This window comes from Phytopseudomonas punonensis, from assembly GCF_900142655.1.
GTDB lineage: Bacteria > Pseudomonadota > Gammaproteobacteria > Pseudomonadales > Pseudomonadaceae > Aquipseudomonas > Aquipseudomonas punonensis.
This window is the reverse complement of sequence record NZ_FRBQ01000003.1, coordinates 288585-304717: the sequence shown is the minus strand read 5'-3', so window position 1 is coordinate 304717 and position 16133 is coordinate 288585. Positions and strand designations below refer to the sequence as shown.

Below are 16133 nucleotides of genomic sequence, written 5' to 3'. Positions count from 1 at the left end.
CGACACCGGTTGATCGCAGCGATAATCCACCGCATCATCAGCGCCACGGATGCTGTCATCGGCCACCGATGAACAGCGCAGCCACCCTTTATTACCTGACATGCACAAGCGGCAATACGCCTGGGCATGAATGAAACGATCACCCTGAGAAATTAACGGACATACGCGCGCCCCGCAGTGGCCGTTCAGCGATTGAGGATGTCATGGCTTACGAAAACATCGAATGGGACAAGCTGGGTTTCGACTACATCAAGACCGACCAGCGTTACCTGTCGCACTGGCGCGACGGTGAGTGGGACCAGGGCAAGCTGACCGAAGACAACGTGCTGCACATCAGCGAAGGCTCGACTGCCCTGCACTACGGCCAGCAGTGCTTCGAAGGTCTCAAGGCCTACCGCTGCAAAGACGGCTCGATCAACCTGTTCCGCCCTGATCAGAACGCCCTGCGCATGCAGCGTAGCTGCGCACGCCTGCTGATGCCGGCGCCGTCGAACGAGCAGTTCATCGAAGCCTGCAAACAGGTGGTCAAGGCCAACGAACGCTTCATCCCGCCATATGGCTCGGGTGGCGCGCTGTATCTGCGCCCGTTCGTGATTGGCGTTGGTGACAACATCGGCGTGCGCACCGCACCCGAGTTCATCTTCTCGGTGTTCTGCATCCCGGTCGGCCCGTACTTCAAGGGCGGCATGAAGCCGAACAACTTCGTGATTTCCAGCTACGACCGCGCCGCACCTCAGGGCACCGGTGCAGCCAAGGTCGGTGGTAACTACGCAGCCAGCCTGATGCCTGGTTCGCAGGCCAAGAAGAACAACTTCGCCGACTGCATCTACCTCGATCCGCAGACCCACACCAAAATCGAGGAAGTGGGCTCGGCGAACTTCTTCGCCATTACCCATAACGACGAGTTCGTTACCCCTAAATCGCCATCGGTATTGCCGGGTATCACTCGCCTATCGCTGATCGAACTGGCCCAGCGCCGCCTCGGCCTGAAAGTCATCGAAGGCGATGTGCTCATCGATAACCTGAGCGACTTCAAGGAGGCCGGCGCCTGCGGCACCGCAGCAGTGATCACGCCGATCGGCGGCATCGAGTACAACGGCAAGCTGCATGTGTTCTACAGCGAGACCGAAGTAGGCCCGGTGGTCAGCCGCCTGTATGCCGAACTCACTGGCGTTCAGGCCGGTGACGTCGAGGCGCCGGAAGGCTGGATCGTCAAGGTGTAAATCAGCTTGCTGGCAGCTCTCAAGAGCTGCCAGCTCAGCCTTGCGACAACGGAAACTAAAAAGCCCGAACATCTCTAGAGATTCGGGCTTTTTAATGCGCCTTCGCCTGGAAGGCTTGATGTGGTGGGTCGTGTAGGATTCGAACCTACGACCAATTGGTTAAAAGCCAACTGCTCTACCAACTGAGCTAACGACCCGTGGTGCGAGCGGCATGATACTGATTTTATTCAGGAATTCAACACCCGCCAAAAAATTTTTTACTGATAGCGCGTTGGATCAGCCATACCAGCGGCGGCGAACCCGGCCGCCCGCAACCGGCAGCTGTCGCACTTGCCACAGGCTCGGCCATCAGCGTCCGCAAGGTAGCAGGACACGGTGAGCCCGTAATCCACACCCAGACGCGAACCTGCCTGCACGATCTCGGCCTTGCTCATCATCTGCAACGGAGCCTGGATGCGAAGGGACTGGCCTTCCACGCCCATCTTGGTGGCCAGGTTGGCCATGCGCTCAAAGGCCTCTACGAATTCTGGCCGGCAGTCCGGGTAACCCGAATAGTCGACAGCGTTGACGCCAATGAAGATGTCCTGCGCGCCCAGCACCTCGGCCCAACCCAGGGCCAGCGACAGAAACACGGTATTGCGAGCGGGCACGTAGGTAACCGGAATACCCGTGGTCGGAGCTTGCGGTACGTCGATGCTGTCGTCGGTCAACGCTGAGCCACCGATACCACCGAGGTTCATGCCAATGACCTTGTGCTCGACCACACCCAACTGACGCGCGACACGCTCGGCCGCCTGCAGCTCGGAGCGGTGCCGTTGCCCGTAGTCGAAACTCATGCTGTAGCAGCTGTAGCCCTGCTCTTTCGCCATCGCCACGACGGTGGCCGAATCGAGACCACCCGACAGCAGGATGACCGCTTTCTTTTCACTCATGTCAGTGCCCCGGCTCGTCGTTCCAAAGAATCTTGTGCAGCTGCAACTGCATGCGTACCGGCAGGTTGTCGGCAATCACCCACTCGGCCAACTGTCGGCCACTGACCTGCCCGTGACTGGGTGAGAACAATACCTCGTCCACACGCTCAGCCAGGCCGTACTGGATGACCTTGCTCACTGACCAGTCGTAATCTTCGCGCGAGCAGATCACGAACTTGACCTGATCATGCGGTTGCAGATGCTCGATATTCTCGTAGCGATTGCGCCCCATCTCGGCCGAGCCCGGTGTTTTCAGATCCACGACCTTGCTGACCCGCGGATCCACAGCCGAAACGTCAAGGGCACCACTGGTTTCCAGGGAAACCTCGTAGCCGGCGTCGCAAAGCTTTTCGAGCAAGGGGATGCAATTTGGCTGCGCCAGCGGCTCGCCGCCGGTGACGCAGATATACCGCGGCCGGTAGCTCGCTACTCGCTCGAGGATGGTCTCCAGGCTGAGCAACTCACCACCGCTGAATGCGTAGGCGGTATCGCAGTATTGACAGCGCAGGGGGCAGCCAGTCAGGCGTACGAATACCGTTGGCAAGCCAGCGGTACGCGCTTCCCCCTGCAGCGAGAAGAAAATCTCGGTAATGCGCAGGGTATCTTTCATATGGGCCACGGGCGTGACGGCGAAACAGGCCATCCGCCTCCGTTGCGAAAAAGGACGGCGATTCTAAACGAAAAGAATGCCGGGCAGGCATCTTTGGACTTAACGGCGACAGAACGCATAGCCCTCACAAATCGCAGACACAAAAAACCCGCGGCAAGCGCGGGTTTCTCTGACGAAGGCAAAACTAGCGGATACGTTGCAAATCGCGCTGCGCCAGCTGGGCTGCAGAGGTGCCTGGGTACTGCGCAATGACCTGCTGCAGAATACCTTTGGCCTTGTCGTTATTACCCATGCGAATTTCTACATCGGCCAGCTTGTACAGCGAATCCGGTACTTTGGAGTGCTGCGGGTAGGCCTGACTGACCTTGGCGAATGCCTGGCCAGCGCCTTGCAGATCGCCTTTGGCAAGGTTTACCTCACCCAACCAGTATTGAGCGTTACCCGCGTACTGGCTATTGGGATAACGACGCAGAAAGGCGGCAAAAGCCTGACTGGCTTTGTCGAAGTCCTTTGCTTTGATCAGATCGAAAGCTGCGTCGTAGAACAGCTTTTCCTTCGCAGGATCACCAGGCTCGCTGGAGGCTTGCGCCTGCCCTGCGTCACCTGAACCTGCGGATGCGCCACCGGCACCATTACTGGCACCCGCGGCTGAAGAATTCTGGGTGGCGGCTACGCCAGCGGCGGCCCCACTACTCAGACGTTTGTCGAGGTCCTGATAACGCTCCAGACCTTCCTGTTTCAAACGCTGAATATCGTTCTGCTGCTCTTCGAGCATGCCACGCAGTTGCGCAATTTCCTGCTGCATCTGCTGGAGCTGACTGAACAGCATGCCCTGCGCTGTAGATGGAGTTTGCACTCCACCTCCAGCGTAGGCGCCGGACGTGCCGCCACCGCCTGCCGGATAACCACTACCGTTGCCGGTACTGCCATCCTGAACGGGAACCTGAGCCCAAGCCGCAAGCGGCAGGCTCAGAGCCAAAACGGTTACTACACGTCGGCACGTTCGCATATCGAATTACTTACGCAGTTCGACGCGACGGTTCTGAGCCCAGGATTGCTCGTCGTTGCCAGTGGCAACAGGACGCTCTTCACCGTAGGAAACAACTTCCAGCTGAGCTGGGGAAACGCCCTGCAGAACCAGGTAGCGTTGAACGGCCTTGGCACGACGCTCGCCCAGAGCCATGTTGTATTCGCGGGTACCGCGCTCGTCAGCGTGGCCTTCCAGGACGACGCGAGCGCCATTGCCTTTCAGATCCTTGGCGTGAACGTCCAGAGCGCGCATGGCTTCCGGCTTCAGGTCAGAGCTGTCGTATTCGAAGTAGAAAGTGGTGATAGCGCGCAGAGCGGCTTCTTCACTCAGGCTACCGTCAACAGCGCCGGTGTTTGCACCGTAGCCAGCGTTCGGATCTACAGCGCCTTCGCCAGCGGTGTCACCGCCTTTGGAGGAACAGCCAACAGCCACGGCGAGAGCCAGGCTCAGTGCAGCAAACTTGCCAAATTTCAGCATTTCCATGTGTAACTCCTAATGAACCCCAGTGTGTTAAGCATCAAACAGGTAAAGCACCGCGCATCAGTTCAGGAAGGGGGACCAGGATGGCTCTCGAACTTCGCCTTGAGCGGTAGGTAGAGGGAGCCTAACGCGACCATTAGTGGACGCTAACATCAGGACTCCCCGCCCCTGCTGGCGGGTAGCGTAGATTACCATGGTGCCATTGGGCGCAACAGTAGGCGACTCATCCAAACTTGTGTCTGAAAGAATTCGCAGATTGCCCCGCTCAAGGTCCTGAGCCGCTACCTTGAACACGGTGTAACCATCCTGGCGATGAATCATTACCAGGGTTTTTTCGTCGGCGGACAATTTAGGGTTGGCATTGTAGTTACCGACGAAGGTCACTCGATCGACCGCACCAGAATTGATGTTGGTCTTATAAATCTGTGGTTTGCCGGAACGGTCGGAGGTGAAATAGATGGTTTGGCCATCCTTACCCCAGAACGGTTCGGTATCAATAGCCGAATGGTTGGTAATGCGGCGCAGGTTACGCGACCCCATATCCATTACATAGATTTCCGGGTTGCCATCACGCGACAGCGTGAAGGCGAGCTTGGTGCCATCCGGCGACCAGGCCGGAGCGCCGTTCAGGCCTTCGAAGTTGGTGACCTGTTCACGACGGCCAGTATCAATGTGCTGCACGAAGATACGTGGGCGCTTTTGCTCGAACGATACATAGGCGATGCGCTTGCCATCGGACGCGAAAGACGGCGACAGGATCGGCTCACGAGATTGCAGCAGGGTAACTGCGCGGGCGCCGTCATAGTCGGAGCGCTGCAGGGTGTAACGGGTGTTGTTTACACCGAAACGCTCTGCAGTGACGTACAACATACGAGTGGAGAACGCACCTTTGACGCCGGTGAGTTTCTCGAACGACTGGTCAGCGATGTGGTGAGCCATATCGCGCAACTGATCAGTACCGCCCCCCACAGTGCCGGTCAGCACTTGTTGTTCGGTTGCCACGTTGAACAGGGCGAACTGCACTTGCAGTCGCGCACCGTTGGGCACGATGTTACCGACCAGTACGTATTGTGCACCGAGCGCTTTCCAGTCGCGGTAGATCACTTCGCTGCCCTGAGTTGGCAGGCTGATCATGTTCTGGCGCGGGATCGGCTCGAATACGCCGGAGTTGCGCAGATCGTTACCGACTATGGTGGAAATGTCTTCCGGCAGCACATTGCCGCCCTGCCAGCCGAACGGCACCACGGCGATTGGAATCGCTCGATCAGCGCCGCTGCTAACCAGAATGTTCTTTTCCTGCGCGATCGCCACGGAGGCCACACAGAGGAGCATCAGTAGAGAGCTTCTAAGAATCTTGATCACAACGCTAAGTCCTCAGGGGTGAAGGTCATCTTGAATGAGCGATAAGGATTGAAGTCCGCAGCGCTCAGACCCTGCATTTCAACTAGACGACCAATATTCTTGACCGCCGCTACCGCCGAACTGTCAAATGGTCCGTTACCACTCGAGCTGGCAATGCTCACGTTGGTAATGGTGCCATCGGGCAACATATTTATCTGCAAAACGACCCGCATGCTGCTATTGGCACCTGGTGGTCGCGACCAACCCTCCGCAGCACGCATACGAATAAGGTCATCGAAGTTACCTGCCGTCTGATCACCCTGCGTTTCAGCCAGTGCCTGCTGACGCTCGGTATCGTCGGAAAGCAGCTCGGCCAATGCCGCCGCTTTCTTGTCCTCTACCGCTTTACGCTCTGCTGCCTGCGCTGCCTTTTTCTTGGCATCTTCGGCGGCTTTCTTTTTAGCGGCATCGGCTGCTGCTTTTTTCTTCGCCTCTTCGGCTGCCTTTTTCTTGGCGTCCTCAGCGGCTTTCTTCTTCGCCTCGGCTTCGGCGGCCTTCTTCTTGTCGGCCTCCAGCGCAGCTTTCGCCTTGGCTACATCAGCGAGCCTCTTCTGCTCGGCAGCCTTGGCTGCGGCATCTGCTTCGGCCTTCTTGGCTGCATCGGCTTTTTGAGCCTCTTCCGCTTTCTTTTGTTCCGCCGCTTTAGCAGCCTGCTGCTTCTGCGCTTCAGCCTTGGCCTGTGCTGCCGCCTCGGCCTTCTTCTGCTCGAGCTGCTCGGTCTCGTATTGCGGCGCAGCGGTCTTCTTGGCCTCGCCAGCAATCTTCTGATTGGTCTGGGTAGTGGCCTGACTCTGCGACTTCAGTTGGTACAGGGTAGCCTGCACAATCGGTTTTGCTGGCGGCAGGTCGGGCGCGAAGGCGAAGCTGACGAACAGCATGCCGAACATCAGCACGTGCAGCCCTACGGCCCAGACCACCGGCCAGAACAGGCTTTCCGAAGGTGAGCGTTCACGCTGCTGCATCAGGGCGCCTCGGTGATCAGGCCGACGTTACCAACGCCTGCCTGCTGCAGACCGCCCATGGCGGACATCACGGTGCCGTAGTCGACGGCCTTGTCGCCACGCACGAACACCTGTACCTGCTTACCCTGGCTACGTGTCTGGTTGATGATCGCAGTCACGGCGCGGGTCATCTCTTCCAGCGTCAGCGCGCGATCCTGAACGGTGTCGGTATCCACTTCGGTGCCCATGTTCCAGTAATAGGACTTATCGGACTTGATGGAGATCGTCAGCACCTTGGAGTCATTGTCCTGGGGCAGCACTTCACTGCTGACCTGCGGCAGGTCGACCTTGACCCCCTGGTTGAGCATCGGCGCCGTCACCATGAAGATGACCAGCAGCACCAACATCACGTCGATGTAGGGCACCACGTTCATCTCGGCGACGGGCTTGCGTCTGTTGCGAATTCTGGCTCTGGCCATGGTTTTAAAACCTGTATTGAGTGCGCCGGAAGCTTATTCTTCGCTGCTGTGTACTTTGCGGTGCAGGATCGCCTGGAATTCGTCGGCGAACATGTAGTAGCGCGAGATCAGCATTTCACCGCGGGCAGAGAAGCGGTTGTAGGCGATAACGGCAGGAATCGCCGCGAACAGGCCGATGGCTGTAGCGATCAGCGCCTCGGCAATGCCGGGAGCAACGGTCGCGAGCGTCGCCTGCTGCACCTGAGCCAGGCCGCGAAAGGAGTTCATGATCCCCCAAACGGTACCGAACAGGCCGATGTACGGACTGGTGGAGCCGACGGTGGCGAGGAACGGCAAGCTCTGCTCGAGCTTCTCTTCCTCACGGGAGATAGCAACTCGCATGGAGCGCGCCACGCCGTCCATCACGGCATCGGGATCCATACCCGGCTGCTGACGCAGACGAGAGAACTCCTTGAAACCGGCGCGAAAGATCTGCTCCAGGCCCGAATCAGGATCCGGGTTGCTGCCAGCCTGGCGATAGAGCTTGGACAGGTCGATACCCGACCAGAAACGCTCCTCGAAGTTATCCAGCGAGCGCTTGGCGCTGCGCAGGAAATTACTGCGCTGGAAAATCATCACCCACGACATGACCGATGCGGCCACCAGGGTGAGCATTACCAACTGCACCACCAGGCTGGCGTTGCTGATCAGACTCCACATCGACATGTGGTCAACGGCATTTGCGTTGGCTTCCACGCTTAATCTCCTGCAGTAGATGTACCGGCACCGCCCTGCTCGGCGAACGCTGTTCGCAGAGGCAAGGGCATGGCCCGGGGTTTGAAATTATCGGCGCGCACACAGGCCACCAGAAACTGCCCTTCACAGAGCAGCGCATTATCCGCAACCCGCCTCACCTGTTGACGAAAGCGTAGGCTGGCACGGTTCAACTCAAGCACTTCAGCACTGACAGACAACTCGTCATCCAATCGCGCCGGCGCGTGATAGCGCGCCTCGCTGGAATGGACAACGAACAACAGCCCCTCACCGGCCAGCGTCGACTGGGCAAAACCCAATTCGCGCAGCCTCTCGGTGCGAGCCCGCTCCATGAACTTGAGGTAGTTGACGTAATAAACGACTCCGCCAGCATCGGTATCTTCGTAATAGACACGACAGCGATGGGCGAACGGCTGAACTCCGTTTTGCGCGCGCATACTCTAGTGCCAGCCCCGTGTCTTGCCAATCAGGCAGGCAAGTATTTTTTTCATTGCCCTTCTCCATCGGTGAACAGGTCAAGCGTAGGTCGCTCGTCCATGCGTTTCGGTAGGTTGAGGCCGAAGTGCAAATAGGCATGCCGGGTAACCACACGGCCTCGCGGCGTGCGCATGATGTACCCCTGCTGAATAAGGTAGGGCTCGAGCACATCTTCGATGGTGTGGCGTTCTTCGCTAATGGCTGCAGCGAGGCTGTCAACGCCGACTGGGCCGCCATCGAATTTCTCGATCATGGTCAACAGCAGGCGGCGATCCTGATGATCGAAACCGCGCTCGTCGACATCCAGCAGGTTCAACGCCAAGTCGGCAATCTGCCGGGTGATATCGCCCTGCCCGCGTACTTCCGCGAAGTCGCGCACACGGCGCAGCAAGCGGTTGGCGATACGCGGCGTGCCGCGAGCCCGGCGAGCAATCTCGAACGCGCCCTCTGGCTCGATGGGTAAACCTAGGATGCCGGCCGCGCGCATGATAATGGTGGCCAGGTCTTCGGTGTTATAAAACTCAAGGCGCTGCACGATACCAAAGCGATCGCGCAGCGGATTGGTCAGCATGCCTGCTCGAGTGGTCGCGCCAACGAGGGTAAACGGCGGTAGGTCGAGCTTGATCGAGCGGGCGGCGGGCCCCTCGCCGATCATGATGTCGAGCTGAAAATCTTCCATCGCCGGATACAGCACTTCTTCCACTATGGGTGAAAGGCGGTGGATCTCGTCGATAAACAACACATCGCCAGGCTCAAGATTGGTTAGCAGCGCGGCCAGATCACCCGGCCGCTCGAGCACTGGACCCGAGGTACTCTTGATGGAAACGTTCATTTCCTGGGCGATGATATTGGCCAGGGTGGTTTTGCCCAGACCCGGCGGGCCGAAGATCAGCGTGTGATCGAGAGATTCCTTGCGGCCGCGGGCTGCCTGGATGAACAACTCCATCTGCTCGCGCACGACGGGCTGACCAATGTATTCGGCCAGTTTCAGCGGGCGAATGGCGCGGTCGACCTGCTCTTCGCGGTCGCGACCACTTGCCGTGACCAGCCTGTCTGCTTCGAGCATTTACAGCATTCCCTTCAGCGCGCGACGAATCATGTCTTCACTACTCAACCCATCTTCTTTGATCGCCGAAACGGCACGGCTGGCTTCCTGAGGTTTGTAACCCAGAGAGATAAGTGCGCTGACCGCATCATTCTCCGCGTTTGAGACTGCGCCCCCTGCGCGAGGTTCAACCACTAGTGGCGCCATGCCAGGTACCGCCTCCCAAGCTTTGAAACGATCCTTGAGCTCTACCAGCAGCCGCTCAGCGGTTTTCTTGCCAACACCTGGAATCTTCACCAACGCAGCCGTGTCCTGTACCTGCACGCAACGCACCAGTTCGTCCACTTCCAAGCCGGACATCAACGCCAGCGCCAACTTGGGCCCCACCCCATTGAGGCGAATCAACTCGCGAAATAGCTGACGCTCACGCTTCTCGAAAAAGCCATACAGCAGGTGAGCATCTTCACGCACCACCAGATGGGTATGCAGCGTCAGCGGCTCACCCACGGGGGGCAAACGGTACAACGTGGTCATGGGGACTTCCAGCTCATAGCCCAGACCATTCACATCCAGAATCAAATGTGGCGGCTGCTTTTCCGCCAGGGTGCCGCGTAAACGTCCGATCACCGGCGCATTCCTCAAGTAGAAGGTTCAATACTGTTCGGCGTCACGTGCGCAGCCATGCAAACAGCAGAGCGCATGACAGCTACTTATAAACGAAGCCGCCCACCACGCCGTTTGGCGCTGGCCAGCCCATGGGGAATCAGGCTCTGTCGATGATGGGCATGACACAGAGCGATACCCAGCGCATCCGAAGCGTCGATCTGCGGCTTCTGCACCAGCTTGAGCAGATGCATGACCATCATCTGCACCTGCTCTTTATCGGCACCGCCCGTGCCGACCACCGCCTGCTTGACCTGGGTTGCGGTGTACTCACTGATTTCCAGACCGGCTTCCATGGCAGCGACGATAGCGGCGCCGCGGGCCTGGCCGAGTTTCAGCGCCGAATCCGCGTTACGCGCCATAAAGACCTGCTCAATGCCCATGGTCACCGGCCCGAAGGTGCTGATCACCTCACTGACGCCGCGAAAGACGATCTGCAGGCGCTCCGGCAGCGGCCCGTTGCCCGTTCGAATACAGCCTGACGCCACATATTCACAGGTGCGCCCGGTATCGCGAATCACGCCGTAACCGGTAATGCGGGAGCCGGGGTCGATTCCCAGAATCAGCGTCATGCCTTTTATCCACCAGTGGCTTGCGTCGCCACACTGTCTATTTATCCAGGCGCGAGTATAGGGTCGTCAATGCCGCGCCGTCATCCTCGGGATTCCAGAGCAGGCTCACAGCGAGGCGTTTATGCGAACCCGTACGCTGGACATAAAAAAGCCGGAAGCGCCTCAAGCGACTTCCGGCTTCGGTACCTTTTATATGGATCAGCCGAGCTGTTCCATGATCTCGTCCGAGACTTCGGCGTTGTGGTAGACGTTCTGCACGTCGTCCAGGTCTTCGAGCATGTCGATGAGCTTGAAGACTTTTTGCGCGGTTTCCAGATCGGTAATCGGCGCAATGATCGAGGGGATCATGGCAATCTCCGCCTCCTCGGCCTTGAAACCGGCCGCAGCCAAGGCTTCGTTGACGGCGTGGAATTCGGTAAAGCTGGTCGACACTAAAGCGGCGCCCTCCTCGCCCATCTCCACATCATCGGCGCCTGCTTCCAGGGCCGCTTCCATCAGCGCATCCTCATCAACGGAGGCGAAGCTGATCTGCCCCTTGCGGTCGAACATATAGGCGACAGAGCCATCGGTGCCAAGGTTGCCACCGCACTTGGTGAACGCATGACGCACTTCGGCAGCGGTACGATTGCGGTTATCGGTCATCACCTCGACGATAATCGCCACGCCACTAGGCGCGTAACCTTCGTAACTGAACTCGACGACGTTATCGGCTTCGTTGTTGCCAGCACCACGGGCGATGGCGCGATCAATCACGTCGCGCGACATGTTGTTGGTCAGCGCTTTGTCGACAGCCAAACGCAGGCGCGGGTTGTCCGCCGGAATCGGCCCGCCGTGCTTGGCAGCGACGGTCAGCTCACGAATCAGCTTGGTGAAGATCTTGCCGCGCTTGGCGTCCTGGCGACCTTTGCGGTGCTTGATGTTGGCCCATTTGGAATGACCGGCCATATTCAACTCCAACTTTTTGCTTGGTTACGAAGGTGTGAGAGTTCGAGTCTCTCCGTCCAATAACGAAGAAGCCTGGATAACCAGGCTTCTTGTGTCGGCTTATTCGGCCTTGGGTTGCTCGCGCAGACGGATGTGCAATTCGCGCAGCGACTTGCCATCCACCACACCCGGCGCCTGAGTCATGACGCAGGCCGCGCTCTGGGTTTTCGGGAAGGCGATCACTTCACGAATCGAGCTGGCGCCGGTCATCAGCATTACCAGACGGTCAAGGCCGAAGGCCAGGCCACCATGGGGCGGCGCACCATACTTCAGCGCGTCGAGCAGGAAGCCGAACTTCTCCTGCTGCTCGTCTTCGCTAATGCCCAGCACACGGAATACGGTCTGCTGCATGGCCTTGTCGTGAATACGGATCGAACCACCACCCAGCTCAGTGCCGTTTAGCACCAGATCGTAGGCACGAGACAGGGCGTCGGCCGGGTTGGCTTCCAGCTCGGCCGGGCTGCACTTCGGCGAGGTGAACGGGTGGTGCATGGCGGTCAGGCTGCCATCGTCGTTCTCTTCGAACATCGGGAAGTCGACAACCCACAGCGGCGCCCACTCGGCAGTCAGCAGGTTCAGATCATGGCCGAGCTTGATGCGCAGCGCACCCAGGGCATCGTTAACGATCTTGGCCTTGTCGGCGCCGAAGAACACGATGTCACCGTCAACGGCGCCAACGCGGTCGAGGATGGTGTTGAGGTTCGGCTCGGCGATGTTCTTGACGATCGGCGACTGCAGACCTTCAACACCCTTGGCGCGCTCGTTGACCTTGATGTAGGCCAGGCCCTTGGCCCCGTAGTTGCCGACGAACTTGGTGTAGTCGTCGATCTGCTTGCGCGGCATGCTCGCCCCACCCGGAACGCGCAACGCAGCTACACGGCCTTTCGGGTCGTTGGCCGGGCCGGAGAAGACCTTGAAGTCGACATCCTTGAGCTGATCGGCCACGTCAACCAGCTCCATCGGAATACGCAGGTCCGGCTTGTCGGAGCCGAAACGACGCATGGCTTCGGCCAGGGTCATGTGCGGCAGCTCACCGAACTCGACGCCCAGCACTTCCTTGAACAGGTTGCGAATCATGGTCTCGGTGAGGTGCATGATTTCGGCTTCATCGAGGAAGCTGGTCTCGATGTCGATCTGGGTGAACTCCGGCTGACGGTCGGCGCGCAGATCTTCGTCGCGGAAGCACTTGGCAATCTGGTAGTAACGGTCGAAACCGGCAACCATCAGCAGTTGTTTGAACAGCTGCGGCGACTGCGGCAGCGCGAAGAAGCTACCCGCGTGGGTACGGCTCGGCACCAGATAGTCGCGCGCGCCTTCCGGCGTAGCGCGAGTGAGGATCGGCGTTTCCACGTCGAGGAAGCCGTTCTCGTCCAGATAGCGACGGATGCTCGAGGTGATGCGCGAACGCAGCTTGAGCTTCTCGGCCATTTCCGGACGGCGCAGGTCGATGAAGCGATAGCGCAGGCGAGTTTCTTCGCCGACGTCGGAGTATTCGTTGAGCGGGAACGGCGGGGTTTCCGCTTCGTTCAGCACTTCCAGCTCATAGCCCAGCACTTCGATGGCACCGCTGGCCATGTTGGCGTTGACCGCACCGGCCGGACGCAGGCGTACCTTGCCGGTGATCTTGACCACGTACTCGCTGCGCACACGGTCAGCCTTGGCGAAGGTATCGGCACGATCCGGGTCGAAGACCACCTGAGCCAGACCTTCACGGTCACGGATATCAAGGAAGATCACGCCACCGTGGTCACGGCGACGGTGAACCCATCCGCAAAGGGAGATTTCCTGGCCATCCAGGCTTTCGTTCAACTGGCCGCAATAGTGACTGCGCATCATGATCGGGTTCGCTTCTCTGATCGGTTCTGAATTCGTCGACATCGCCTGCCATTTAGGCAAAGCAGCTGAGCCGCACGCGTGAAAAGGGCGAAATTATATAGCCTTTATTGACAGGGTGCAGCACGTGATATGCGCCAGCGCCGCTGCAAAAGAGCGGAACAAGGCCGACAGTGATTGATTCCAAGCATGACCGTCATTGAGACGAACCCGGAGCATGTGACGAACGGCCATGATAGGATTTTCGTCATCGACTCTTAACCCATTGGCCAATCAGGAGAGTAACCATGGAAATCAATATCGGAATTGCCGAACAGGATCGCGCCTCCATCGCTGAAGGCCTGTCGCGCCTGCTCGCTGACACCTACACCCTGTATCTGAAGACCCATAACTTCCACTGGAACGTTACCGGGCCGATGTTCAACACCCTGCACCTGATGTTCGAAGGCCAATACACCGAACTTGCTCTGGCTGTCGATCAGATTGCCGAGCGCATTCGCGCCCTGGGCTTCCCGGCGCCAGGCACCTATGCGGCCTATGCTCGTCTTTCCTCAATCAAGGAAGAGGAAGGCATTCCAACTGCTGAAGAAATGATCAAGCTGCTGGTGCAAGGCCAGGAATCCGTGGTGCGTACCGCGCGTGGCATCTTCCCGTTGCTGGACAAAGTCAGCGACGAGCCGACTGCGGATCTGCTGACTCAGCGCATGCAGGTTCACGAAAAAACCGCGTGGATGCTGCGCAGCCTTCTGGCTGCCTGATCGCGCTGAAAAATGGCCGCCTGCAGGGCGGCCATTGTTTTTCTACACTACCAGCGTCATGCAAAAAACCTCCGCCACGCTGTTGATTTGAGATACCCCCTCCTTTGCTGTTAAATACGCCCCGTGCTGTCACCCAATTTCTTGGGCAGGCGCATAGGCTGGCCCTCCCGAACTTTCATCGCCCTTACGTCACGGCAAATCGCGTGGAGCCAGCTCTTCCTGGTGATCCTTTATCTAGTGAGTGCGTTGAATATGTTGAAAATCGTCCACCTGCTGGTGGGGCTCTCAGCCCTGCTGTTATCAGTAGCCCCCGGCCTGAGCGACGGCCTCCAGCCGTTCCTGCAATACCCTGATGCTCTAAGCTTGGCACTCTTTGGCTTTCTTAACCTGCTGCTGGCCACACAGTTCCCCCTGTGGCACAACAACGTGCGGCAGCACTTTCAGAACCTCGCGTGCGCACTGCTGATCCTCGGCACCTTGCTGCAAGCACTGATCCTGCTTGCTCCGCTGCCGTTGATCGCCGAGCAACCTGCCTTGCTGTTCAGCTTATCGATCATTGCCCTTGCAGTTGCCTTGCACCTGGCCACCAACCTGCGCTTCGACAGAAAGAAGGCGGCTGTCCAGCAGGACCTGGGTGATCGCGAGACCGGTACGGTCAAGTGGTTCAACACCTCCAAGGGCTTCGGCTTTATTTCCCGCGATGCTGGCGAAGATATTTTCGTGCACTTTCGCGCGATCCGCGGCGAAGGCCACCGCGTACTGGTCGAAGGCCAGCGCGTGGAGTTCTCCGTGATGCAGCGCGACAAGGGCCTGCAGGCTGAAGACGTGATCGCAGCATTGCCTACCCGACGCTGACAAATGTGCCAACAAAAAGCCCCGGTCAGTGCCGGGGCTTTTTTCTGCGCGCAATATCAGTAGTGAGGCGGCGGCGCCTCATCCTGACTAGAGCCGAATGGACTGACTTCTTCCTGACGTTTGGCCAGCGCCTGCATCTGTAATTGCAGGCGCTCGATCAGCTTCTGCTGCTGCACCAAGGCATCATTGAGCGCCTGAATGGTGTCATCCTGAAAAGCCTGACGACTTTCCAGCTCGACGATGCGCTCTTCAAGCTCCTTCATCTATATGTCTCCAACCCGAAACTGGCTCGGCATCACCGCGCCCAAGCGCTCACGAAGCGCAACTATCTGCGCTGGCTCATAGGGCTCCGCCGGATGACGCCCCCACACAGGGGCAGGCCAGGCATCATCTTCGCGATAACGCACGATCACATGCATATGCAGCTGACTAACGACGTTACCCAGTGTGGCGACGTTGATCTTGTCGGCCTTGAAGGCATCTTTGAGCACCTCAGCCAGCAGAGCCGTTTCCGCCCACAACGCCTGCTGATCCTCGGCATTGAGCTGGAACAACTCAATCACATCTTCACGCTTAGGCACCAGGATGAACCAAGGGTAGCGGGCGTCATTACTCAGTAGCACACGACTCAGGGGCAAATCGCCCATCACGGACGTGTCCTGCTGCAGACGCGAATCCAGAACGAACATTCAAAGCACCACCTGATAGCAATGAGTCATCCCGACTGGGATGGCTAGACTGAGCTGCAAGGATACCGGGCAAGCTTATGAAAATTAACCCCAAACGAGGAGCACCAAAAAGGTGCGAAGCACGTTTCGGATGCTCGGAATACGCACCATATTGTTTCCCGAAGTAAACATCACAAGTAGCGGGAAACAAGCAATTAGCATTCATTATCAACCGCACGAGCACATAGATAGCTAACTACTAAAAAGCCAACTAAGCAGCGCGCAGAAAAATAAATTATTAGGTCGACAATCTGTATTTTCTTTGCCCTCTCTTACCAAATCAGCCAGTTATTCTGCGCTGACGTGATTTTGAGCACGCCTTTTGCTTTA

Annotated in this window: 19 protein-coding genes and 1 tRNA gene; 3 read left to right on the top strand and 17 right to left on the bottom strand. The window is 58.3% G+C overall.

Annotated features, from left to right (window positions below):
- Positions 1-203: 203 nt before the first annotated feature.
- The gene (locus BUC40_RS11470; protein WP_073265719.1) at positions 204-1223 is read left to right on the top strand and encodes a branched-chain amino acid aminotransferase; all 1020 of its coding nucleotides are present in this window, start codon (positions 204-206) and stop codon (positions 1221-1223) included.
- A 121-nt stretch (positions 1224-1344) separates the two neighbouring features.
- Here BUC40_RS11470 and BUC40_RS11465 read toward each other — a convergent pair.
- The 15 genes from BUC40_RS11465 to aspS all read right to left on the bottom strand — a co-directional run bounded on the left by BUC40_RS11465 (position 1345) and on the right by aspS (position 13465).
- Positions 1345-1420: transfer RNA gene (locus tag BUC40_RS11465), tRNA-Lys, on the bottom strand.
- Positions 1421-1480: 60 nt separating this feature from the next.
- Complete coding sequence (gene queC / locus BUC40_RS11460) at positions 1481-2155, bottom strand: 7-cyano-7-deazaguanine synthase QueC (RefSeq protein ID WP_073265717.1); 675 nt, start codon at positions 2153-2155, stop codon at positions 1481-1483.
- 1 nt (position 2156) lies between these two features.
- Positions 2157-2804, bottom strand: coding sequence for a 7-carboxy-7-deazaguanine synthase QueE (gene queE, locus BUC40_RS11455; protein WP_073266225.1), 648 nt, complete (start codon positions 2802-2804; stop codon positions 2157-2159).
- Positions 2805-2988: 184 nt separating this feature from the next.
- Complete coding sequence (gene ybgF / locus BUC40_RS11450) at positions 2989-3813, bottom strand: tol-pal system protein YbgF (RefSeq protein ID WP_073265715.1); 825 nt, start codon at positions 3811-3813, stop codon at positions 2989-2991.
- Between the two features lie 6 nt (positions 3814-3819).
- Positions 3820-4317, bottom strand: coding sequence for a peptidoglycan-associated lipoprotein Pal (pal, locus tag BUC40_RS11445; protein WP_070885435.1), 498 nt, complete (start codon positions 4315-4317; stop codon positions 3820-3822).
- Positions 4318-4374: 57 nt separating this feature from the next.
- Positions 4375-5646, bottom strand: coding sequence for a Tol-Pal system beta propeller repeat protein TolB (gene tolB, locus BUC40_RS11440; protein ID WP_425272933.1), 1272 nt, complete (start codon positions 5644-5646; stop codon positions 4375-4377).
- Between the two features lie 26 nt (positions 5647-5672).
- On the bottom strand, positions 5673-6677 hold the full coding sequence (gene tolA, locus BUC40_RS11435; protein WP_073265711.1) for a cell envelope integrity protein TolA: 1005 nt from the start codon (positions 6675-6677) through the stop codon (positions 5673-5675).
- The gene (gene tolR, locus BUC40_RS11430; RefSeq protein ID WP_073265709.1) at positions 6677-7135 is read right to left on the bottom strand and encodes a protein TolR; all 459 of its coding nucleotides are present in this window, start codon (positions 7133-7135) and stop codon (positions 6677-6679) included. Before tolR ends, tolA begins: the two co-directional genes overlap by 1 nt.
- A gap of 33 nt (positions 7136-7168) precedes the next feature.
- Positions 7169-7840, bottom strand: coding sequence for a protein TolQ (gene tolQ / locus BUC40_RS11425; protein WP_073266223.1), 672 nt, complete (start codon positions 7838-7840; stop codon positions 7169-7171).
- Positions 7841-7872: 32 nt separating this feature from the next.
- The gene (gene ybgC / locus BUC40_RS11420) at positions 7873-8325 is read right to left on the bottom strand and encodes a tol-pal system-associated acyl-CoA thioesterase (RefSeq protein WP_073265707.1); all 453 of its coding nucleotides are present in this window, start codon (positions 8323-8325) and stop codon (positions 7873-7875) included.
- Positions 8326-8375: 50 nt separating this feature from the next.
- The gene (ruvB, locus tag BUC40_RS11415) at positions 8376-9431 is read right to left on the bottom strand and encodes a Holliday junction branch migration DNA helicase RuvB (protein ID WP_073265705.1); all 1056 of its coding nucleotides are present in this window, start codon (positions 9429-9431) and stop codon (positions 8376-8378) included.
- On the bottom strand, positions 9432-10037 hold the full coding sequence (gene ruvA / locus BUC40_RS11410; RefSeq protein WP_073265703.1) for a Holliday junction branch migration protein RuvA: 606 nt from the start codon (positions 10035-10037) through the stop codon (positions 9432-9434).
- Positions 10038-10120: 83 nt separating this feature from the next.
- Positions 10121-10645, bottom strand: coding sequence for a crossover junction endodeoxyribonuclease RuvC (gene ruvC / locus BUC40_RS11405; protein ID WP_073265701.1), 525 nt, complete (start codon positions 10643-10645; stop codon positions 10121-10123).
- 198 nt (positions 10646-10843) lie between these two features.
- Positions 10844-11590 (bottom strand): YebC/PmpR family DNA-binding transcriptional regulator, encoded by a 747-nt coding sequence (locus BUC40_RS11400; protein WP_073265699.1) that lies wholly within the window; start codon positions 11588-11590, stop codon positions 10844-10846.
- Positions 11591-11689: 99 nt separating this feature from the next.
- Complete coding sequence (gene aspS / locus BUC40_RS11395; RefSeq protein WP_073265697.1) at positions 11690-13465, bottom strand: aspartate--tRNA ligase; 1776 nt, start codon at positions 13463-13465, stop codon at positions 11690-11692.
- A gap of 284 nt (positions 13466-13749) precedes the next feature.
- Between aspS and BUC40_RS11390 the strand changes: the two genes are divergently transcribed.
- Entirely contained in the window at positions 13750-14220 is a 471-nt protein-coding gene (locus tag BUC40_RS11390) for a Dps family protein (protein ID WP_073265695.1), read from the top strand.
- 252 nt (positions 14221-14472) lie between these two features.
- Entirely contained in the window at positions 14473-15075 is a 603-nt protein-coding gene (locus tag BUC40_RS23305) for a cold-shock protein (RefSeq protein WP_073265693.1), read from the top strand.
- 56 nt (positions 15076-15131) lie between these two features.
- Here BUC40_RS23305 and BUC40_RS11380 read toward each other — a convergent pair whose 3' ends face one another.
- Entirely contained in the window at positions 15132-15338 is a 207-nt protein-coding gene (locus BUC40_RS11380) for a SlyX family protein (protein ID WP_073265691.1), read from the bottom strand.
- The gene (locus BUC40_RS11375; protein WP_073265689.1) at positions 15339-15764 is read right to left on the bottom strand and encodes an HIT domain-containing protein; all 426 of its coding nucleotides are present in this window, start codon (positions 15762-15764) and stop codon (positions 15339-15341) included.
- Positions 15765-16133: the final 369 nt, after the last annotated feature.